Source organism: Cognatundibacterium rugosum (assembly GCF_014284365.1).
Lineage (GTDB): Bacteria > Pseudomonadota > Gammaproteobacteria > Burkholderiales > Burkholderiaceae_D > Undibacterium > Undibacterium rugosum.
On the sequence record NZ_JACOGG010000013.1, the window covers coordinates 48705 to 70490 of the forward strand.

Consider the following 21786-nt stretch of genomic DNA (forward strand, 5'->3'; position numbering starts at 1 on the left):
GCCAGGTGCTGCTTAGTTCCTGATTGAGTGAAAAATCTGGGATAATGCGCAGCGCTATGTCATCAAATTCATCTAAACAAAAATCCCCGAATAAGCCCGCGTCTGTGACCCTGGATGGTCTGGCCGGTTTGCGCGATCTGAGGTCCCAGTTGAGGCAACAGGCCCAGACTGCAGAGCCAACACCTCAGCCTCAAAAAAAACAAGCGCCTGCCTCACACAAGCCAGACAGTGTGCGCGCTAAGGGGGCTGGCCATGTTGGTCAGACCGGTAAGCTGCGATCAGAGCAGTCTGCTGCCGGCGCAATAGCGCGTCAGCAGGCAAAAAATGCGGTGTCTTCAGCTCAATCCGGGTCGCCTGTGAAATCTGACGTTCAGCGCATGCGCAATCCCTTGCCTGAAATTACATTTCCCGAAGAATTACCCGTGTCAGGTAAGCGCGTGGAGATCGCGGCTGCTTTACGCCAGCATCAGGTCATCATCGTCTGTGGTGAGACCGGCTCCGGTAAAACCACTCAGTTGCCTAAAATTTGTCTGGAACTGGGGCGAGGTCTGCATGGGCTGATCGGCCACACCCAGCCACGCCGGATTGCCGCCTCCTCGACTGCGAAACGTATCGCGCAAGAGTTGAATTCACCACTGGGTGAGCATGTAGGGTTTAAAGTGCGCTTTACCGATACCCTGAGTCAGGGCGCATCGGTCAAGCTGATGACGGACGGTATCTTGCTGGCAGAAACCCAGACCGATCCGCTGCTGCGTCAATACGACACCATTATTATCGATGAGGCGCATGAACGCAGCCTGAACATTGACTTCCTGCTCGGCTATCTGAAGCAACTGCTGCCTAAGCGTCCTGACCTGAAGCTCATCATTACGTCAGCGACTATCGATGCACAACGCTTTGCGCGGCATTTCGCTGAACCGGCTGCGGTTGGACAGGAAGCCAAGCCCGCGCCAGTGATTGAGGTGTCGGGTCGCTTGTATCCGGTCGAATTACGGTATCGCCCGGTGCAGCAGTCCGAGAAGGATAAAGAACGTGACCTGATGACCGCGATTACGGATGCGGTCGATGAATTATGCCGTATCGGTTCTGGCGACGTGCTGGTATTCCTGCCCGGCGAGCGCGAGATCCGCGATGCAGCAGAAGCTTTGCGTAAGCACCATCCGCCGCATGTGGAAATTCTGCCGCTGTTTGCGCGACTTTCGGCGCAAGAGCAGGAAAGGGTGTTTAAAACATCGAATGCGCGCCGTATCGTATTAGCCACCAATGTGGCGGAAACCTCGCTGACTGTGCCTGGCATACGCTTTGTGGTCGATACCGGACTGGCGCGTGTCAAGCGCTATAGTTACCGCAATAAAGTTGAGCAGCTACAGGTCGAGGCGATTGCGCAGTCGGCGGCCAATCAGCGCGCTGGCCGTTGCGGCCGGGTTGCGGCGGGCGTATGTATCCGCTTGTTTGATGAGCAGGATTTCCAACAACGTCCGCCATTTACCGAGCCTGAGATTTTGCGCTCCTCGCTGGCTGCAGTCATCTTGCGTATGAAGTCGCTGCGCCTGACCGATGTGGAGACTTTCCCATTCATCGAGCCGCCTTTGGGCCGTGCGATCGCTGATGGCTATCAGTTATTGCAAGAGCTGGGCGCGATGGATGAAAGCAATCAACTGACGCCGGTGGGCCGTCAGCTGGCGAAACTGCCGCTGGACCCGCGAGTAGGGCGCATGATCCTGGCGGCGCGCGATCATCAGGCCTTGCACGAGGTATTGATCATCGCTTCCGCCTTATCGGTGCAAGACCCGCGTGACCGGCCTATGGAGGCGCAGGCAGCGGCGGATCAGGCGCATAAGAAATTTGCTGATGAAAAATCGGAATTCCTGTCGTATCTGAAAATCTGGACCTGGTTTGAAGACGCGATTGAGCACAAGAAGACTAACCGTCAGTTGCAGGATAATTGCCGCTCCCATTTCCTGAGCCAGATGCGCCTGCGCGAATGGCGTGAGGTGCATTCGCAATTACTGACCATCGTGAAAGAGCAGGGTTGGCGGCTGAATGAAACACCGGCGACTTATGAGCAGTTACACCTGTCGCTACTGACGGGTTTGCTTGGCAATATCGGGTATAAATCCGACGAAGAAGCGCATTATCTGGGCGCGCGCGGCATCCGTTTTTATATCTGGCCCGGTTCCAGTCTGGCTAAAAAAGCCGGGCGCTGGATTATGTCGGCTGAGCTGGTCGATACCTCGCGTCTGTATGGCCGCTGCATCGCGCAGATACAACCCGAATGGTTGGAAAAAATCGGTGGCCATCTGCTCAAAAAATCCTATGGTGAGCCGCGTTGGGAGAAGCGCAGCGGGCAGGTCAGTGCGTTTGAGCGCGCTACTTTATACGGCCTGGTAGTCTACAGTCAGCGCCGTATTCAGTATGGTCACTACCATCCGGCAGAAGCACGCGAAATATTTATCCGTGAAGCCCTGGTCGGTGGTGAATTCGATACACGTGCGCCGTTTTTTGCCTATAACCAGAAACTGGTGCGCGAAATTGAAAATCTGGAGCACAAATCGCGCAGGCTGGATGTGCTGGTGGATGATGAGTTAATCGTGGCGTTTTACGATCAGCATCTGCCGGCCGATGTCTGGAATGCGGTCTTGTTCGAACAATGGCATAAAGAAGCGACCAGCAGCAATCCCAAACTGCTGTATCTGAATAAAGATGAGCTGATGCGGCATGAAGCAGCCGGCGTCACGACCGATCTGTTCCCGAAAAGCTTGCAGGTATCGGGTGTCGCTTTGCAGCTCAGTTACCACTTTGAGCCTGGCAGTGCGCGCGACGGCGTGACGCTGACGGTGCCCTTGTTTTCGCTGAACCAGGTCTCGGCTGAGCGCGCAGAATGGCTGGTGCCGGGTATGCTCAAAGAAAAAGTGCATTTGCTGATCAAATCATTGCCACAGAAAATCCGGCGCCATTGCGTGCCTTTGCCGGATTATGCGGCGGGATTTTGTGAGCGCGTTGAGCAGGGGAAGGGCAACTTCCTCGATGCGGTAATTGCCGATATCCGCGAACAGACCGGTTTGATGTGTAAAACCACCGACTTTAAATTTGAACAGTTGCCTGCCCATCTGACCATGAATTTCAAGGTGGTGGATGAGCATGGCCGCCAGCTTGAGATGGGGCGTAATCTCGCGCATTTACGCGCAGAGTTCGGCACCCAGGCACGCGAAAGTTTTCAAAAGTTAGCAAGTGCCGAAAAACTGGCCTTGTTAGAAGGCGGCGCACCACAAGCAGTGGCAGGTGCTGGTAAGGGCGCAGTTAAGAGTACGGGCACACCAGCGCTGCAGTCAGCGGCGCCATCCGGCAAGCAAGGCGCAGCAAGCAGCGCGCCGTCCGCTGCACCTGCCTTGTATCAGCAAGAAAATCTGACTGCCTGGACCTTTGATAGCCTGCCGGAATTGCTGGAGGTACAGCAAGGCAAGCAAACCCTGATCGGGTATCCTGCGCTGGTCGATAAGCGCACGCATTGCCATATTGAGGTATTTGACGATCCGGATGAGGCCGCGCGCTATCATCGTATTGGCCTGCGTCGCCTGTTCGCCTTGCAGCTCAAAGAGCAGGTGAAGTTTTTAGAAAAAAATATCCCTGGCTTGCAGCAGATGGGCATGCAATTCATGGCACTGGGTTCGCAGGAAGAATTGCGCGAGCAGATTATTCAGACCGCAATTGAGCGCGCCTGTCTGCAGTCACCTTTACCTGCCAATTCCGGTGAATTCAATATCCGGCGTGAGGAAGGTAAGGCCAGGCTGAATTTGCTGGCCAATGAAATCGCACGTCTGGCAGGCTTGATTCTGGCGGAGTATTACACCTTGCCTAAAAAATTGCAGGGCTTGAAAGCGCATCCGCAAGCTGTGGCAGATATCCAAAATCAGTTGCAGTCGCTGATCACTAAGCGCTTCGTCGCTGAAAATGAGTTCAGCCAGCTTGCGCATTTCCCGCGCTATCTGAAGGCCATCAATGTGCGTATCGATAAGCTGCGCGCTGATCCGGCACGCGATGCGCGGCAACAGGCAGAGTGGACTAGTGCAGCGCAAGGCTGGCAGCGTACGCCGCGCAAAGCGGGCTTAGCCTCAGATATTGATCCTAAGATGCTGGAATACCGCTGGTTGCTGGAAGAGCTGCGTGTTTCGCTGTTTGCTCAGGAATTGAAAACGCCGATGCCGGTCTCGGTCAAGCGCTTACAAAAAGTCTGGGAAAGCATGCAGCGTTAACTGACGCTGTTCAGCTTGCAGCAGAGTGCTGTTGTCAATGCAGGGAGCAGCACTCTGGTCAATCAATTGCCGATGACTGAGTCACGGTGCGGCTGTTGGCGGCAAATCGGCCTGCAGGCTATATCTGGTGCGGGGTTCTCCTTCGCCTGCCTTCCTCAGACTCCGCTCCAGACCCATAAAATGCCGTGGATTCCACTTTCACAGTTTTACATCTGATGACGGCTCCGGGCGAAAAATACGTCGAGGCAGCGCTGGCATAACTGGATTTCCTGTTCCCCGCCTTGGCACGTCAAGGTATCGGCGCGGAACTGAGCGCGCCATCAACTGAGGTCCGGTGCCAGATCAGGGTTCGATGACCACTTGTACCGAACTGCTGCTGAGCAGGGAAATGCCGTATTCGATAATGTGTTTATCCTGATCCTGATACACGCTTTCCACGCACAGCACAGGACTGGAGCTGGATTGCTGTAACTGACGTGCCACATGTTTGTCAGGCAGCTGGGCGCTGATGCGGCTGAGCTTACGCGTGAATTCCTGTACACCACAGGCTTGCAGTGCCAGATGGGTTTTACCCAGTTCCTGATAGTGGTGTGCAAAATCGGCGAAGCGCGGCAGAGGAAAGTACTGGGTACACACGCCCAGTACTTTATCTTCCACCACATCCAGGGTGTCAATTTGCAGCACCTCTGTATGTTCATCTATGCCCAGCATCTGCGCCACGCTGGCAGTGGCAGGCAAGATGTGGTCGTTCAGTATCCGGCTGTGTCCGATTTTTCTGGCCTTAGCCAGACTATGCGCAAGCCGGGTGCGTTCCCCAAGTTCATAGGCGATGACTTCCTCGCGTACGAAGCTGCCTTTACCTTGCACCACTTCGATCAGTCCGCGTTCCGCCAGCGCTTTCACCGCTTGTCGCACTGTGTGTCGGTTCACACCAAAGCGTTCGGACAGACTGGTTTCATTCTCCAGCTTGCCGCTTAATTTACCGCTGTAGATATCTTGCGCCAGGATAGCTTCGATCTGACGCCATACCGGCGTACCCTGGCCGCGTTTAAAGACAGAGGTGTTGGATTGCTGGATGCTCATGGTCTGTGGATTGATTGTATTACAGTGATTCTACCACCTGCGCTGCCAGCGCCAGACCTACGCTCATGCCTATGCCTGCCGTCATATTGACTGTGGTGAGATAGGGCTGAGGCTTCAACATCTGATAAGGCTGCGCTGCGCTCGCATACACGCCTTGCCAGTGGCGGATTGCAGAGACTGGTGCCTGCAATAGCTCACTGCACAGTTCACGCAAAATCACATCAGCGTCAGCACTCTGAAAGATGGCCGCATCGTCGGCGTAATGATGGGTGTCACCGACGATGATGCGGCTGGGGTCGTCTAATTGCTGTACGATCAGGTGGATACCATGCTCCGGTATTGCCGGATGTTGTTGCTGTAACTGCGCCTGATAGCGTTCCGCCAGCAGTACGAGTTGCGGTGTCTGGCGGAAGGCCGGATAGTGCAGGCAGGACAGACCAGTCAGCAAGGTCGGCGCGATAGAACGTGGTGCAATCCGCAATTCTTGCATTTGCAGGCTGCACAGGCGTATGCCACTGTCCGCATACAATTGCGGCATTAAATGACGGAACTCATGACCGCTGCACAGCAGGATGTGATCAGCCTTCACCTGTCCGCGCGCGGTATGCAGCACCTGATCCTCAATGCCTAGCACCGCGCATTGATAATGGATGCGTACGTCCTTGGTTTGCTGCAGCCACGCACTCAGACGCGGTATCAGCTGGGCCGAGGCAAAGCCGATTTCATGCGGACTGGATAAAGCAGACTCACCGTGCCAGCCCGCTTCAGACAGTTGGTGTTGACTCATGAGCTGCGTGCCATACTCGCTGCCCAGCGCCTGCTGAAAGCATTCCAACATGTCAGCCTCATCGCGATTACGCGCCAACATCAGACTGCCAGCTTCCTTGTACCAGACACCTAATTCCGGTAGCAACTGACGCCAGCGCTGCAGGCTGGCACGTGCCAGCTCCAGCATCTCTCCCTGGGCATGGCCCAGATGCAGACCCAGGCCGAAATTCCTGACCGATGCGCCCAGCGCCTGACTGTCGCGCTCATAGACATCGACCTGATAGCCCCGTTCAGCCGCCGCCAGTGCATGGGCTAAACCCAGCATGCCAGCGCCGACAATGGCCAGACGTGGTTTGTGCATAGTCATGGACGTTCGCCACGCTGCATGCGCAACTGGATATCGTCTAACACGGGCAGCAATTGTGCGACGCTGTCGATCAGGTAACGCGCGCCAGCCTGCGCCAGTAACTGACCTGCATACTGGCGTTTTTTATCCTTCAGACTGGCATCTGCAGCTTCAAATTCTGCCAGACTGAAACCCGCTTCATTACCCGATAAAACTAGACCGACGGTCCACATACCGGCGTTGAGGCCTTCGGCAATGCCAGGCACTGTATCATCGACCTTGACGCAGGCAGCGACATCCGTGATGCCCAGTGCGATCACGTTTTGCAGGGCCATCCACGGTCCGGGACGCGCACCGGCAGCCAGATCATCCGCCGCTACCGCGCAGTCGACTGTTATGCCAGCCTGGCTCGCGTGTGGCAGCAAGGTATTCATGACCTGACGTGGATAGCCAGAGCAGGAACCTATTTTGATGTGCCGCTCACGCAGAGCCTGCAAAGTCTCCAACGCGCCCGGTATCGGTGCTGAATACTGTGCGACCTGGCTGATCTGCATAGGCATAAAACTTTCGTAAATATGATCGATCTGCGCTTCGGTGGCGCTGCTGCCAAATTGTGCGAGCCAGCGCTGTTCTACCGCCGGGATGCGGGTAATGGCACGGATATGATCCCGCTTTGCCATCCCCATCGGTACCCGCGCTTCCGTCAGCGAGATCTGGAATCCATAGGCGGCAAACGCATCAACCAATACTTGAGTCGGTGCGAACGAACCAAAGTCGACCAGGGTGCCAGCCCAGTCAAAAATCACAGCTTGCAGGCGACCGCTGTAGCGGCGCTGATAACGGTAAGGATGTTGAACTGCAGCGTCAATACCATTGCTGGTGGAGGCTTGTGGCGTGTGTGTAGTCATACTGAGGTTTCCTTAATTTTGAATTTGGTAGTTTGTGTGGGATAGCAGAAGTGAACTGTGCTGTTTTTTCATTGTTCTTGCGGGATGCCCATCTGTGCTAAGGCATCTGCAATTGCTGCCAGCGCGCCGTCCAGATCGGCCGCTTGTATCGCGCCTATGCAGCCTATGCGGAAGCTCTCGACTTCAGTCAGTTTGCCCGGATACAGGATGTAGCCACGCTGTTTGACCAGCGCGTAGAACTGCTGGAAATTCCAGTGTGGATGGGCGGGTGCATGGACTGTCACGATGATGGGCGCCTGAATCTCAGCGGGCAGGAAAGAGCGCAAGCCCAGACGCTGCAAGCCTTGCAGCAGGTGATCGCACAGTTGCTGGTAACGCGCCAGTCTGCCGGCTTGTGCGCCAGCTTGCTGGTATTGCTCCAGCGCGCTGGCCAGCGCCGCGACCACATGGGTAGGCGGGGTGTAACGCCACTGGCCGGTACGCTGCATATACGTCCATTGCTGGTGCAGATCCAGCGACAGCGAATGACTATTGCCTTCCGCTTCCATTAATGCGCTACGGCGGGCCAGTACGAAGCCCATGCCTGGTACGCCTTCCAGACATTTATTGCTACTCGCAATCACTGCATCAAAGCGCAGACTGCGGCTATTCAAAGGTAAGGCGCCGAAGGCACTCATGGCATCGATGATCAGACGCCGGCCAGACGCATGCACGATGTCGGCGATTTGCTGCAGCGGATTCAGGATGCCGGTACTGGTTTCTACATAAATTACGCCGACATGGCTGATCTCAGGATGTGCGGCCAGATAGCTGCGCAATTGTTCAGTATCGATGGCCTCGGTTTCGCCTGCATCCAGCACGGCGCAGGCACGTCCCATCATCTGGGTCAGCTGCGCCATGCGCTTGCCGTACGCACCATTCACCAATACCAGTAACTTGCCGTCTTTCGGCAGCAGGCTGCCAATCGCGGCTTCGACCGCAAAGGTGCCTGAGCCTTGCAAGGGAACGCAGACAAACTCGTCGTCAGCCGGGTCAATAATGGCGAGTAATTGCTGGCAGACGCTGGCGGTCAGACGGTTAAAATCTGCATCCCAGGAACCATAATCATGCAGCATGGCGGTTTTGGTCGCCAGGCTGGTGGTCAGCGGGCCGGGGGTGAGCAGGATGGGATCGCGCATATCAGGACTCCTTGGTAAGTGGTTGTTGCCAACGGCGATGACGGCTTTCAAGCAGACCAGTCAGCAGTTGCAAAATCAGGTTGATGAATAATGAGGTCGCAACGATCAGGGTCGCCATTGCCGCTGCAGCAGCGGTATCTCCGGCATCGTCCATATTCAGTACCGATACCGAGGCCAACACGGTGTCCGGGCTGTACAGGAAAATCACGCAGCTGACTGTGGTCATGGCAGAGACAAAGAAATAGCGGAATACGTCAATCAGTGCAGGCAGACACAGCGGCAGGGTGATGCGCCAGAACAGGGTGAGCCAGCTACGCCCCATACTTTGGCCTGCAGCTTCAAACTCCTTGTCCAGCTTGCGTAATTGCGTATTCAGGGTCAGGTAGGCGGTGGTGTAAAAGTGCATGATGGTTGCCATCACCATCAGGCTCATGCCGCCATACAGGAAATGCAGCGGATGCGCTGGCTGATTGAAGCAGAAAATATAACCCAGACCCAGTACCATGCCAGGTATCGCCATCGGCCACCATGCCAGTTGTTGCAGGCAGCGGCTGAGCCAGTGCTGACTGAATTTTTTCAGGCTCAGATAACTGCTCACAGTGACCAGCACCGTGCCACCCAGCGCGGTCAGCAAGGCCAGTTGCAGGCTGTTGATGAAGGCTGACCAGCCACCGCCATCGACCGCATCAAAATTGAAATGACTTAGCGTGAGTTCCATTTGATACGGCCACAAACGGATCAGCGCTGCATAAATACCGGTGCCAAACAAAGCCAGTACAAACAACAGCATCAAGCCACATAGCAAGCCCAGCAACGTGTCACGCCAGACATTGCGCCGTATCTGTAAAGTCAGGCTGCACGCACTCAGACCAGCTTCCGGGCGACTGGCGGTATAGCGTTCCAATGCAAAGCTCAGCAAGGCTGGTGTCAGCAACAGCAGGCCGATTACCGCACCCTGAGAAAAGTTTTGCTGGCCGATGACTTGTTTGTAAGCTTCCAGTGCCAGCGTCTGGGTCTGACCACCGATCACTTTAGGAACACCAAAATCCGTCACCACCATCGTCAGCACCAACAGTGCGACCGACAATAGGGCAAAGCGTATGCCGGGCAAAGTAATGCTGAAAAACTGGCGCATGCGGCTGGCGCCCAGACTTTGCGCCGCTTCATACAGACGCGCATCGGCCACGCTGAGCGCGGTGCTGAGGATTAGGATGGCATGCGGCAGGGTATAGAACACTTCGCCGATGACGATGCCTATCGGCCCGTAAATGCTGTGGGATCCCAGCCAGGATTTGAGTAAGCCCTGATTGCCAAATAAATAGACCAGAGAAATCGCTGGCATCAGTGAAGGGCATAACATAGGCAAGAGCAGCAAACCGCGTAATTGGCGGCGCAGCGGCAGGGCCGAACGCATCAGCGCAAATGCCGCCAACAAGGCAACAGGCAACACGATAGCCAGCGTGATCAGCGCCAGTTGCAGACTGCTGGCGGCTGCCTGCCAGATTCTTGCTTCGCTGAATACAGCAAAGAAATGCTGCAAGCCTATCCATTCACCAGCCTGATTTTGCAGCGCTTTTTGCAGTATGCTCAATACTGGCCAGACCAAAAAGAGTAGCAGTAAAGCCGCTGCTACGATCAGCAAGAGTTTGCCGAACGCGTCGCTCCAGGCGTGCGTGGAGATGGATCGTAACAATGCTGAGGTGGATGCCGCTGTCGATGTGGCAGTTGACGCAGATGTTGATGTTGACGTGGATGACGTTGGCACGGCGCCCGCTGTCTGCAGCGTCGTTCTGGGCGCGCTCATACAGACTCCGGGTTGAATACCGTCAGACTGGCTGGCGGCAAATGCGCGCACACCATTTGTCCGGTTATCAGCTGACCGTAGGCGGCATCGCGCTGATGTAATTCCACCTCAAAGCGGATATCACGTTGCTTGCACAACGACAGGGTGGCACGGCGGCGGCCAGCCAGAAAATCCACTCTTTCGACTATCGCCATCCATTGATTGGCTTGCTGGCTATGCGCCTGCCATTCGCTTTGTATCTGCACATGCTCAGGACGGCAGAATACGTCCAGTGCTTGTTTGCTGGGTGTTGGTGCGGTACGCAGCTCTAGCTTTTCGCCAGCCAGTAGCCAGTGCCCGTTCTGATGCTGCGTGATTGGAAACCAGTTGCAGCGTCCGACAAAATCAGCCACGAAGCGATTCGCGGGCTGGTGGTAAATTTGCTCGGGTGTGCCGCTTTGTACGAAGCGCCCCTGATGCATAACAGCGATGGTATCTGCCAGCGCGGCCGCTTCGTCCTGATCATGCGTGACCATGATCGTGGTCACGCCGAGCTTTTCTTGCAGACGGCGCAGCTCGGTCTGCAAATGATCGCGGACCTGTGCATCCAGTGCCGACAGCGGTTCATCGAGTAGTAAGAGGCTGGGAGATGTTGCCAGTGCGCGCGCCAGCGCCACTCGTTGCTGCTGACCACCCGACAATTGTGCCGGATAGCGTTGTTGTATGCCTTGCAGGCCGATCAGATCCAGTAATTCGTCGACCCGTCTTCGTTTGGCCTGACGACTGTCGCGCAAAGCAAATGCGATATTGTCGCTGACATTCAGATTGGGGAATAAGGCATAGGATTGAAACACGATGCCGTAATGCCGCTCAGCTGGTGGCAAGCGTGAAATGTCACGGCTGCCCATCAGGATTTGCCCCTGATCTTGTTGTTCCAGACCAGCGATGATACGCAGCAGCGTGGTTTTGCCACAGCCGGACGGCCCTAACAGACACAGGAATTCACCTTTGCGTATGTCCAGGCTGATGTGATCCAGTACCTGGCTTGTCCCAAATTGTTTGCTGATATCGCGGCAGCGCAGCCAGGCTTCTGTCTGGGCCTGCGCTGACTGTACTATGGGCAGATCGTGTAAATACATAATTTTTCCTGAGCAGCGTGCTTTGCATAACACGCTGCGCTGACTCGGCAAGACCCAGGGCTTGCTACTTTATTTAGCGACTGGTTTCGGTTCAGATTTGGCGTCGTAACGCTTGCTCCATTCTTTCAGGATGCGTTCACGCTGTTCTGCGGCCCAGCGCAGATCCTGCTTGATCAGTAATTGCTCATAATTGGCAGGAATGTAGGCATTGGGTTTGGCGACGCCAGGGTAGGCCACGATGGCGAAGTTCTTTTCATACTGCTCATTGGCAGAACGCGATGCCGCCCAGTCGGCCAGTTTGCGTGCTGCTTCCAGAAATTTTGTACCCTTCATGATGGCCGTCGCTTCCAGATCCCAGCCCAGACCTTCTTTGGGAAAAATCAAGTCTATCGGTGCGCCGGATTCTTTCAGTTTGGCGGCGCGATATTCAAACGCGATCCCGATGGGGAACTCGCCAGCCGCAGCTTGCTTGCAAGGTTTGGAGCCAGAGTGGGTATATTGCGCGATATTCTCATGTAGCTTATCCATGTAGGACCAGCCTTCCTGTTCGCCAAACAAATGCAGCCAGGCGGTCACATCAAAATAGCCGGTGCCACTGGAAGCTGGATTCGGCATCACGATGCGGCCTTTGTATTCAGGCTTGAGCAAGTCTTTCCAGCTTTCCGGTTTTTTCAATCCCAGTTTGCCAGCCTCTATCGTGTTAAAGCACAGTGTCGCACCCCATACGTCCATACCTACCCAGGCTGGTGGATTTGCGCTGTCTACATAGTTTTTACTGAGTTTGGTAACGTCTTTCGGTGCATAGTGCTGCAGCATGCCTTCTTTATCCAGAATCAGCATCGAGCTGGCCGCCACGCCTAGCACCACATCCGCCTGCGGCGCTGCTTTTTCAGCCAGTAGCTTGGCCGTGATGATGCCGGTGGAATCACGCACCCATTTGATTTTCACATCCGGATATTCTTTTTCAAACTGCGTCTGGTACGCCTTGAGCTGATCGGCTTCCAGTGCCGTGTACACGGTCAATGTGGTATTGGCCAGTGCATTAGCGCATTGCAGCGACAGCAGGGTGGCGCAACTGAGTACAAATTTTCGCAAAGTCATGACGGTTTCCTTGTTGGGGTTGAACAGGTGGCGGATAAACACTGCACGCTGCGCACTGTAACAAGCGAAAATGACATGCCAATGACATCTAGATGACTTGTTATTTCTGTTTGTTTTAAATGATTTTCTGATTCTGTTTAGCTGTGCTGATAAGGTTTCTTGCGGTCGGTGCGGTATCTTGGTTCTGGCAGCTTGCCGCCAAAACGTCAGGGCGCAAAGCCGCTTTTGAATGAGGGAATTTACTCAGGTCCGCTGCTGCTGAGTTCCACTCACTGCGTAATTCACTGGCCAATGCGGGCTTGGCCTGATCTTAAAAAAAGTCTATAATGAGACTTAATTAAATCCAATATTAGACTTTGATGGCGTTGGGTGAAGTGAAATCAGTACCAGTGGCATGTGTGATTTGTATGAATGAAAGCGGAGGTGAATATGGCAGTCAGCATCAAAAAAGGCGGCGATAAAATAGGCGGTGGTCCGGTCTTGCCACCGCTCTCAGGTGTAGCTGTACGCGGCAAATCTTCATCCGCTGCATCGGCTGTCACTGCCGCAACAGAAAAAACTTCAGCTAAGGTACTGACGATGCCTTTCCGAGGCAATGTGACCGAAGTGATACATCAACTGCGCAATGGGGTCAGTGCTGAACTGGTGCCCGTAATTGCACGTCAGTTTGGCATGACGCAGGATGGTTTGTTTGAACAATTGCGGCTACCCAAAAGCACCATGAAATCCCGCATCAGTAAAAACGGCTTACTGTCGTCTGCTGAGCAGGACAGAATGTACCGTGCTGACAAAGTCTGGAAGCGCGCGTTGAGTGTGCTCGAAGATGAATCGGCAGCGCGGCAGTGGATACGCGGCGTCAATCGTGCGCTGGGTGGCGAAACCCCTTTATCGCTGCTCGATACCGAGGCGGGTTATGAGCTGGTGCTCGACACCTTAGGAAGGATAGAGTACGGCGTGGTGTCCTGATGTCGGCGCAACTGGTCTGGCGTATCGCTAAACATACGCCACAATACCGCGCCGATGATCTGAGTGGCGGTGGCGCCAAAGCAGTCGGCGGGCGCTGGAATGCCAAGGGCAGTGCGGTGGTGTACAGCGCGTCCAGTATTGCACTTGCAACGCTGGAGACACTGGTGCATCTGGGCGACCAGATCGCGATCCGCAATGCCTTTCTGGTGCAGATCACCATACCGGCCAAAGTCTGGAAAGAACGCGAAGTGATAGAGGCCAGCGAGCTGGACCCGACCTGGCTGGCCGAGCCACCAGGCTCCGCCAGTATTGATTTTGGTACGCAATGGTTGCAGGGATTGAGCGCACCGCTGTTGCTGGTGCCATCTATCATCGTGCCGGAAGAATACAATGTGCTGATTAATCCCGCCCATGCGGCGGCCAGGCAAATCAGCGCGACCGTGAAGCGCCAGTTTATTTACGATCCGCGTTTGTGAGGTGCTGTTGGGCTTGGGAATCAACCCCGGAGGCCAGTGCACCCGCCCAGAAATCGCGCAGACTGGCCAGCAATTCCGTCTGAAAATCTGGCCGTATCGGCGCAAATTGCGGTGCCGCCAGGATGCGTCGCAAATAGTCTGGATAATCCAGCGTCTGCCACAAACCACGTATCAGCGCATAAGTACGCAATAGCAGCGCCACCCCGCGCCCCGCTGGCAACTGCAAAGCCTGATCGACACGCTGGCCGGTGCTGACCAGGGTCTGGGTCAAGGACGTTTTAAATTCCAGCAAATAGGCTTCACTCAGATTCTGTTCCAACACGCTGTAGGCCATCGCATCCAGCCGCAGAAATTCCGGATGCGTCGCGATGTACTCGCAGACTTCCTGCAGCAAACCATCCAGCCCCTGCGCCAGCGCCGCACTCTCCAGATAGCTGCTGATACGGCGCAGCAAGCCATCAAATTCCTGCGCTAACAGCGCAACAAAAATTTCTTCTTTTGTGCGGAAGTACAGATACACCGTGCCTTTTGCGAGGCCGGACGCCTGCGCAATTTGTGCGGCCGAGGGCAGTTGATGGCTGTCGCGCACAAACAGTTCACGCGCCGCTGCCAGGATGGCGTTGCGGCGTAAGACTTTATCGTCGTCGGACAGGGCTCTTTGCTTCATGGGTGCGTGAGGGCAGGGGATACAGTGGTCAGACATTGTAGCTGTTCTGCGCTATAGCCGCAGCCGTAGCGCAATCGCAACGCAATCGCAGCGTTCAGCCCTGCAACTGCTCCGATTCCAGTATCAGCAGCTTAGGCATTGGCGCCGCTTGTTGCGCTGGTTCTGCTTTGCCTGCATAGGCCGCATTGCCCGCATAAGCCGACTGCGCCAGTCTCAACATCGCACCTGCCACTAACGAGACGCCAACCGGGCGATAACGTGCCGGCAGCAGCCAGCGCAGCGGGCGCAACACACGCAGCGCAATCGCTTCACCGCTTCTGTGATCCGGCCGCTGCTGTCCTTCATTGTCGAGTAAAGCAGGGCGCACGATGCCCAGCGTGGAAAAGTTCAGCGCCGCCAGATCACGCTCGGTTTCAGCTTTTACCCGTAGATAAAATGAGGATGCCTTGAGCGCCGCACCCAGCGACGAGTTATAGACCATGCAGTTCACACCCGCTGCCCGCGCCATCGCCGCGCAACGCAGCACCAGATCATGATCGGACTGGTAAAACGCCGCCTGCGAACCCGCAAGTGCCATCGTGGTACCGAGCGCGCACAACAGCACATCAGCCTGCCAGATTGCATCGTCAGCCTGTAGCTGATTGAAATCACGGATTGGATTGTGCAGGCGCGCATCAGCAGCAAAGCCAGTCAGCGCACGGCGCGTCGGTGCACACACCTGAGTTACGCCAGGCAAGGCCAGCGCCTGTCGTATCAGCGATTGCCCGACCAGCCCGCTGCCGCCCAGTATCAGGATACGCAATTGGCTATTCGTGGCTGTCTGTGAGATTTGCATGATGCCTTCGGCTCCGTTGGGTTCAGTTTTTCATGAGGGTGTACGCGACTTTGCTTTGTATGCTGCGTGGCGTAAAGCGATTGCTAAAGATCGTGAGCTTATTCATCAGCCCCGGCACCACGCTGAGTTTGCCTTTAAACATAGCCTGTAAACCGATGTGCGCCACCGGCCGCGATTGCATCATTACCAGCCTTTGATACAGGGTTGGCCGCTGACCCGACACCGCCAGAAAATTAGTCGCCGTGATGCCCGGTGACAGCACGCTGACCTTCACGCCATACGGCGCCAGTTCCTGATGCAGCGCCTCGCCAAACAACAGCACATAGCCCTTACTGCCTGCATACGCAGCATAAGTCGGGGTCGCCTGATAAGCCGCGATACTCGCAATCAGCAACATATAACCCCGCCCGCGCTGCTTCATCTGCTGGCCAAACACATGCGTGAGCCGGGTCAGGCTCAGCATATTCAATTGCATCATATCCAGCGTCTTTTCCAGTGGCTGCTGCAGGAATTCGCCATACAAACCATAGCCCGCATTATTGATCAGAATATCAATCGCTATCCCATCCGCATCCAGCCCCTGTTTCAATTGCGTCGCCGCATCCGCCGCCGTCAAATCCAGCCCAGTCACCCGCACCTGCACCCCATGCTGCGCCCGCAATTGCGCCGCCAATTCTTCCATAGGCGCAGTACGCCGCGCCACCAACACCAGATTCGCACCCCGCGCCGCCAGCAAATGCGCAAAATCCACCCCAAAGCCACTGGACGCCCCGGTAATCAAGGCCCATAAACCGCGAATGTCTTGCATATTTCCATCCTTTTCCATGCTGGATTTGATTAAATGACTATTGGTCAGTTGTATTCTAAAAATAAATGACCGTTGGTCATTTAAGTGCATCGTAAATCTGCTGCTGAGGCTTGTCAATAAAAAATATCGTATTTAGCAGGGTGGGGATGCCGCTTATTTATCGTCATCTAAGACATTTTCCGCGTAAAAATCGCCATGACAGTCTGATAAAACACAGTTTGTCGATGAAATGACTTCAAGGCTAGTTTTTTGCTTAACAAACTGACTATGCCTGACATATAGTTGCTGTTTTGTATCGAAATCCGGCAAAAGTCATGAGCGACAATAAACAAAACATCATCTACTTTCCCATTGATCAGGGTGAACAGGCAAGGCAAGCGAAAACAGAGAATTTGCTGGCGCGCGATGTGTACGAAAGTATTGCGGATTTTCTGGAAGAAAGTCTGGCAAAACTGCCTGCCGATACCCGCATGGTTGAACTGGATGAATTTCGCGCGCATGACACCATACTGATAGACGGTGGACGTGGCACAGGAAAGAGCACAATCTTAGTGAATCTGAATACCTATATGGATTCCAGAGAGGCGCTCAGGGACAAGCTGCTGATCTTAAAACCAGTTGATCCCACCTTGTTAGAAAATGATGATGACTTATTCCTCAATATCATCGTCGCAGCCCTGTTGCGTGATAAGCAGGTCAAAGCAGCCAGTGCGCAGCCAAACGCAAAATCCACCGCTTTTTTTGAGCAGTTACAAGCTTTAGGAAATGCACTGGAAGGTACACAAAAACAAAAAGAACAATATGGCTTGGATAAGCTGCGCGCCTTCATAGGAAATCACAGCGTCGCAGATGAGGTGCACAAACTGTTTTATTGCGCCTTGCAAATGACGGGAAAACACATGATTGTTTTTCCTATCGATGATGTGGATACCTCTTTGCAGCATGCATTCAAAAATTTAGAAGTCGTGCGTAAATATCTGGCCACTCCATATGCAGTTCCGTTGTTGTCAGGCGATCTGGAGCTGTATCACGAAGTCATCTGGCGGAATTTTCATCAGGGGATTACGTCGGCCAGCAGCGTAGAAACAGGCGAGGCTATTGAACGCGCGAAGGAACTCGCAACGGAATATCAGCGTAAATTACTGCCCGTTGCGCAACGCTTACGTGTACCTGCAGTGTCGGCTCACATGAATAATGCCGACATCATGCTTACAGAAAGAAGTAGGGGTGCTCTTTTTTCTTTACGTGATTTATCCGGCTGGTTATGGTTTGTGCTGAATTGTGGCATCAATGGCTTTGAAAATAGCCAGATAAAATTTCCAGTTGAGACGGTGCGTCAGTTAACTCAGCTGATTTTCGCCTGTCAGGATGAAATTCTTCAATTAGATGATTATCGAGAAGTAATTTTAGAAAAACCATCAAAAGACCCAACGCAAAAAAATAAAAACTTATTGTTTCTGGGTAATTCTGGAGAATTTTCAAATCCTAGGTTTAACTCATTATTTTTTGCATTCAATAAGAAACTGACTCAATTATTTAAGCGAGGCTCATATTCGCCAGAAGTTGCGCTGCTGATGGAGGCTACTCAATACTGGCGGGAATCCGGGCCGCTTAGGGAGAATGCACACGCAGCTAGATCAATATCCATTTTCGATACCCCCTTATTTCAACCATTAAGGCATCAGGAGCCTGAATTCCGAAATGATGCTGAAGTGCCGGGATTGAGGGTGAATTGGGAAAGACATCTTGCTGATAGGATTAAAGACGCCTACTGGATTAATAGCTTGCCCGATAAGACAATTTTGTCTTATCCATTACCGGATCGTGGATTCCCATTGCTGCGTACCCTTGATCATTGCGAAGTACCCGCTGATCAGGTGGAGATCGTACAAAAGTTAATGGTAGTTGATCAAGTTTATTCGGCAACAAATAGTACTCGTTATGTATTTGTTGGCAGGATATTTGAGCTTCTTGTGTTAAGTATGATGGATGAAGTTATTGAACATGAGTTTGAACAACTGCTGCAGCGCACACCCTTTTATTCCCTGGTTTCTTTTTCTGGCACCAAAGCATTGATCGATGATGAGGGAAGTAATGTTCAATTGCCAAAAACTTTTGACGGAACAGAAAGTTGGCGAAAAAGTTTTTATGATTTAGTTGAGAGTATCAAGAACTGGAAACAAATTTATCTACGTGAAGTGAATAACGTTCCGAATGGATTATTAATATATCGCGTAATGAATAAATTTTTTACGCAGCTCAGCATGGTTCGAAACGACCCTATTAACGATGCCGCTGGCGGCCTGAATACCATGCAAAATACGGCAATGTGGGGTTTGCAGGCGTTTAGAACATTTTGTGCAGCAATGGGAAGTTTTGAATATTTCTCGGCGGGTGCCGTAGTGAACTTGAATGGATTCTCATCGCCTTATGATACAGGGGAGTTCGAAAAGGCTTTACTGTTTCAGGCGAACATTCAACCTTTCCTCGTTGGTGGGGATAAAAAATGGGAAGTAAGGCCTGGTGTGAGAGGCTTTACCGGTGCCCTCTACATGCATCCTTTAAGAAAACTGTTAGAAGAAGTCGCAGGCGTGAAAAAATGAGCGCCGTATGTTAAAGGCCGCTTTGTTTGAAACTGCAATCGCCAATGTGTTTTGCAGTCCCCAGTTTGCAGAATTCATCAAACAACACCTGCTCAGCCCCGACCCACGCCATCTGATGGAGATCAGCCATTTTCACGCTGCCTGTCTGGACGTGTTGCAGGCTGACCTGGACAGAGACTGGCCGCGGCGTTTTCGTCTGAATGAAATCCGGCATGGTTTGCAAATCGTGTGGCCGCAAATGGCCTTGCGTGGTCCTGCATTCAGCAGCCTGGATTATTTGTACGAACAGCTGTTCATTGAAGATGGTGATGCGGTGCGTTACCGCGATGGGCAGGAGCAGGATTATGTGCGCTTTTGTGCGCAGCTCGATCCGGCGCTGGTGGTGGGTTGGAAGTTTGCGCAGCATCTGATGTCGCCGCATAGTCTGACTACCCACGATATGCAGCGCATCGTGGGACAGCAGCAGGCTTTGTTCAGTCCGGCGGTAGTCGATGGCAATGCCGTCGCGGAAAATCATGTGCATTTGGGCGGCGTGCATACCAGCGGGCTCGCTCTGTTATTGGGGGTGCTGGCTCCTGACGGAGATCACCTTAAGCAGCATCCTCAGCTTTCGACTTTGTGTGAACTGCAGCGTGTGCTGCATGCTTTGCTGACGCGCGCGAGCTGGCTGCCTGAGTCCTATGAGTATGGGGCAGAACCAACATGCGATGCCGCGCTCAATTTGCTGCTGCAAGATAGTCTGGGCGAGCGTTGGCGTACCCAGCCGCAACGGTGTAGCGACTGGCAGTTGATAGCGCAGCAAAGCGTGCATGCGTCGGTATGCGATCCGGCCTGGCTGCGTCAGCAAATGGCAGTCGCGATGCTGGCCGGGCGCGTTGCGCAAGCCTGGTTATGGCTGCTGATCTGGCTGTGGCGGCAGTATCAAAGTCCGCAATGCCCTTACGCGCTGCGTGTGCTCATCATTTATTTTGTGAATCGTCTGATGCACTTGCGGCGCGAGCTGATTATGGATGGTCAAGGCTTGACGCGCTTCGTGGCTTATTACGACAGGCCATTGCGCTGGGGTGAGCAGAAACCCAATCATCTGAATGCCGCGCAAGTGCTGTTCCAGCATCCTGACGATGTGGCAGAGCTCAAGGTAACGCGTTCCAAATTCAAACCGGAAGAAATCGGTTTGTGGTTACGTCAGCTTGCCAGCGCGACTGGCGTGGCTGCGCCGCAAGGGCTGGCGCCTTTGCCAGCGGACGAGGCTGCAGCGTATCGTGCATTGATGGATCGCTGGCATTTCTGTATACATTTTTTACGCATCCCTAAATTCCAACATCATCCGGAACTGGTGTGGCGTGAGGCGCGGCAATTGCGCGAACAATGCCTGTCGCAGGCGGGCTGGGACAGGCCGGAATTACTGGGCCTGAGCAGCCGTTTGCCGCAGGATATGCGCCGCCAATTGCTGCCTGTGCGCTGGGTGCGCGGCCTGGATGTGGCTGGTGATGAAAATCTGGTGCGGGTCGAAACCTATGCACCCGCATTGCGCTGGCTGCGTCAGGGCTTGCAGCATCAGGCAGAGCGTCAGGCGCCTGTCGCGGGCTTGCATTTGAGTGTGCATGCGGGTGAGGATTATGCCCATCCTTATTCCGGCATGCGCCATCTGGATGAAACCGTCCAGTTTTGCGAGATGCGTTCCGGCGACAGGCTGGGACATGCGCTGGCACTGGGCATGCGTCCGCGCGACTGGCTGCAGCGTCATGGTGACATGGTGGTGCCGGTCGATGAGCATGTCGATAATCTGGTCTGGGCCTGGCATTATGCGGGTGTGATGGCAGAGCGCCTGCCCTTAGCGGCGCAAGTCATGCCTATGCTGGAGCGACGCATACGGCGCTTTTTGCGCTATGTGCCGTGGATGCATCCGGCTTGTCTGGATTGGCTGCAGCCGGGCAGTATGCTGAAAGCCGCGCATGAACAATTTGCCTGCAAGGCCGAAGCGCATATCACGGGCACCCATCCGGAAACCTTATTCAAAGCCTGGCAGTTACGCCGCAATTGCAGCTGGCAATTGAAGCAGGCCGAGTTGTCTGGCATTTGTGATGCAGAATCGGCGCAGGCATTACCGGATCGCTATAAGCTGATGAAGCCTTGTACACCACCTGCGGAGTTACAGGTGGATGCAAGTACAGCTGAGGCAGTATCGGGCTATTTGCCCGATGTACGTTTGTTCCGCGACCGCGCGCGCTGGTTAGAGATGCAAAAGGGCGGCAAGCCAGCACCGGCCTGGGGTTGTCGCCAGAGCCATGCGGCTTTGCCTCAGGTCAGAGTCTCGCTGAGCGTACCTGAACACAGCGACAGCCGCTGGCAACAGCAAGCTTTAAATGCGCTGGGCACCCTGAGCGATCAGCATACGGAAACCGAGCTGGAATTTATGGAAGCCTTGCAGGATTATCTGCTCGATCTGTACGATGCGCGTGGCTTGATGATAGAGGTGAATCTGACCAGCAATGTGTATATCGCAAGGCTGGAACGTTTCAGTGAACATCCGGTATTCAGATGGTATCCGGTCTCAGAAAGCGTACTCAGACCGGGCGAAGCGGCCAACCGCTTTGGCTTGCGCCGTGGCCCGATCAAGGTCTGCATTAATACTGATGACCCGGGCATTATGCCGACCACACTCAGAACCGAATTTGCCTTGCTGCGCGCAGCTGCGATGGAGCATGGCGCCACCCGCACCGATGCCGAAAGCTGGACCGAACGCCTGCGCCAAACCGGCGTGCAGGAATTCCGCCGCAAACATCAGGCTGTGTGGACCCAGCGTGTATGACACGTTTGGCGCTGATGATTAGTGCTTAACTATGCTTTAACTCTTAACTCAAATAAAAAA

The 21786-nt window shown here is 54.1% G+C and carries 15 protein-coding genes; 5 read left to right on the forward strand and 10 right to left on the reverse strand.

Going from position 1 to position 21786, the window contains the following annotated elements:
• Positions 1-377: 377 nt before the first annotated feature.
• Complete coding sequence (hrpA, locus tag H8K47_RS12760; protein ID WP_230410207.1) at positions 378-4253, forward strand: ATP-dependent RNA helicase HrpA; 3876 nt, start codon at positions 378-380, stop codon at positions 4251-4253.
• 342 nt (positions 4254-4595) lie between these two features.
• On the opposite strand, the gene phnF is transcribed toward hrpA, so the two are convergent.
• From phnF to H8K47_RS12795, 7 genes are all read right to left on the reverse strand, one after another.
• Positions 4596-5336: a phosphonate metabolism transcriptional regulator PhnF gene (gene phnF / locus H8K47_RS12765; protein ID WP_186881802.1), complete on the reverse strand. Its 741-nt coding sequence runs from the start codon at positions 5334-5336 to the stop codon at positions 4596-4598.
• Between the two features lie 19 nt (positions 5337-5355).
• The gene (locus H8K47_RS12770) at positions 5356-6471 is read right to left on the reverse strand and encodes a TIGR03364 family FAD-dependent oxidoreductase (protein ID WP_186881803.1); all 1116 of its coding nucleotides are present in this window, start codon (positions 6469-6471) and stop codon (positions 5356-5358) included.
• Positions 6468-7358: a phosphonoacetaldehyde hydrolase gene (gene phnX / locus H8K47_RS12775; RefSeq protein WP_186881804.1), complete on the reverse strand. Its 891-nt coding sequence runs from the start codon at positions 7356-7358 to the stop codon at positions 6468-6470. Before phnX ends, H8K47_RS12770 begins: the two co-directional genes overlap by 4 nt.
• Before the next feature lie 68 nt (positions 7359-7426).
• On the reverse strand, positions 7427-8536 hold the full coding sequence (locus H8K47_RS12780; RefSeq protein WP_186881805.1) for a 2-aminoethylphosphonate--pyruvate transaminase: 1110 nt from the start codon (positions 8534-8536) through the stop codon (positions 7427-7429).
• Position 8537: 1 nt separating this feature from the next.
• Positions 8538-10340 carry a putative 2-aminoethylphosphonate ABC transporter permease subunit gene (locus tag H8K47_RS12785; protein WP_186881806.1) on the reverse strand — a complete coding sequence of 601 codons (1803 nt, stop codon included), beginning with the start codon at positions 10338-10340 and terminating at the stop codon, positions 8538-8540.
• Complete coding sequence (locus tag H8K47_RS12790) at positions 10337-11458, reverse strand: ABC transporter ATP-binding protein (protein ID WP_186881807.1); 1122 nt, start codon at positions 11456-11458, stop codon at positions 10337-10339. The genes H8K47_RS12785 and H8K47_RS12790 overlap by 4 nt, the downstream gene beginning before the upstream one ends.
• Before the next feature lie 69 nt (positions 11459-11527).
• Positions 11528-12559 carry a putative 2-aminoethylphosphonate ABC transporter substrate-binding protein gene (locus H8K47_RS12795; protein WP_186881808.1) on the reverse strand — a complete coding sequence of 344 codons (1032 nt, stop codon included), beginning with the start codon at positions 12557-12559 and terminating at the stop codon, positions 11528-11530.
• Between the two features lie 429 nt (positions 12560-12988).
• On the opposite strand from H8K47_RS12795, the gene parS reads away from it, so the two are divergent.
• Together parS and H8K47_RS12805 are read left to right on the forward strand one after the other, a co-directional pair.
• The gene (gene parS / locus H8K47_RS12800) at positions 12989-13525 is read left to right on the forward strand and encodes a type II RES/Xre toxin-antitoxin system antitoxin (protein WP_186881809.1); all 537 of its coding nucleotides are present in this window, start codon (positions 12989-12991) and stop codon (positions 13523-13525) included.
• Positions 13525-14001, forward strand: coding sequence for an RES family NAD+ phosphorylase (locus H8K47_RS12805; RefSeq protein WP_186881810.1), 477 nt, complete (start codon positions 13525-13527; stop codon positions 13999-14001). The genes parS and H8K47_RS12805 overlap by 1 nt, the downstream gene beginning before the upstream one ends.
• On the opposite strand, the gene H8K47_RS12810 is transcribed toward H8K47_RS12805, so the two are convergent.
• The 3 genes from H8K47_RS12810 to H8K47_RS12820 form a co-directional block, all read right to left on the reverse strand.
• Positions 13979-14668 (reverse strand): TetR/AcrR family transcriptional regulator, encoded by a 690-nt coding sequence (locus H8K47_RS12810; protein WP_186881811.1) that lies wholly within the window; start codon positions 14666-14668, stop codon positions 13979-13981. The genes H8K47_RS12805 and H8K47_RS12810 overlap by 23 nt on opposite strands.
• A 94-nt stretch (positions 14669-14762) precedes the next feature.
• Positions 14763-15503, reverse strand: coding sequence for a Rossmann-fold NAD(P)-binding domain-containing protein (locus tag H8K47_RS12815; protein WP_186881812.1), 741 nt, complete (start codon positions 15501-15503; stop codon positions 14763-14765).
• A 22-nt stretch (positions 15504-15525) separates the two neighbouring features.
• A complete protein-coding gene (locus tag H8K47_RS12820; protein WP_162018260.1) occupies positions 15526-16311 on the reverse strand; it encodes an SDR family NAD(P)-dependent oxidoreductase in 786 nt (261 codons plus the stop codon).
• Positions 16312-16625: 314 nt separating this feature from the next.
• Here H8K47_RS12820 and rdrA point away from each other — a divergent pair, with 314 nt between their 5' ends.
• A complete protein-coding gene (rdrA, locus tag H8K47_RS12825; protein ID WP_186881813.1) occupies positions 16626-18914 on the forward strand; it encodes an antiviral RADAR system adenosine triphosphatase RdrA in 2289 nt (762 codons plus the stop codon).
• Between the two features lie 7 nt (positions 18915-18921).
• Positions 18922-21726, forward strand: a complete 2805-nt coding sequence (gene rdrB, locus H8K47_RS12830; protein WP_186881814.1) for an antiviral RADAR system adenosine deaminase RdrB — start codon at positions 18922-18924, stop codon at positions 21724-21726.
• Positions 21727-21786 lie beyond the last annotated feature (60 nt).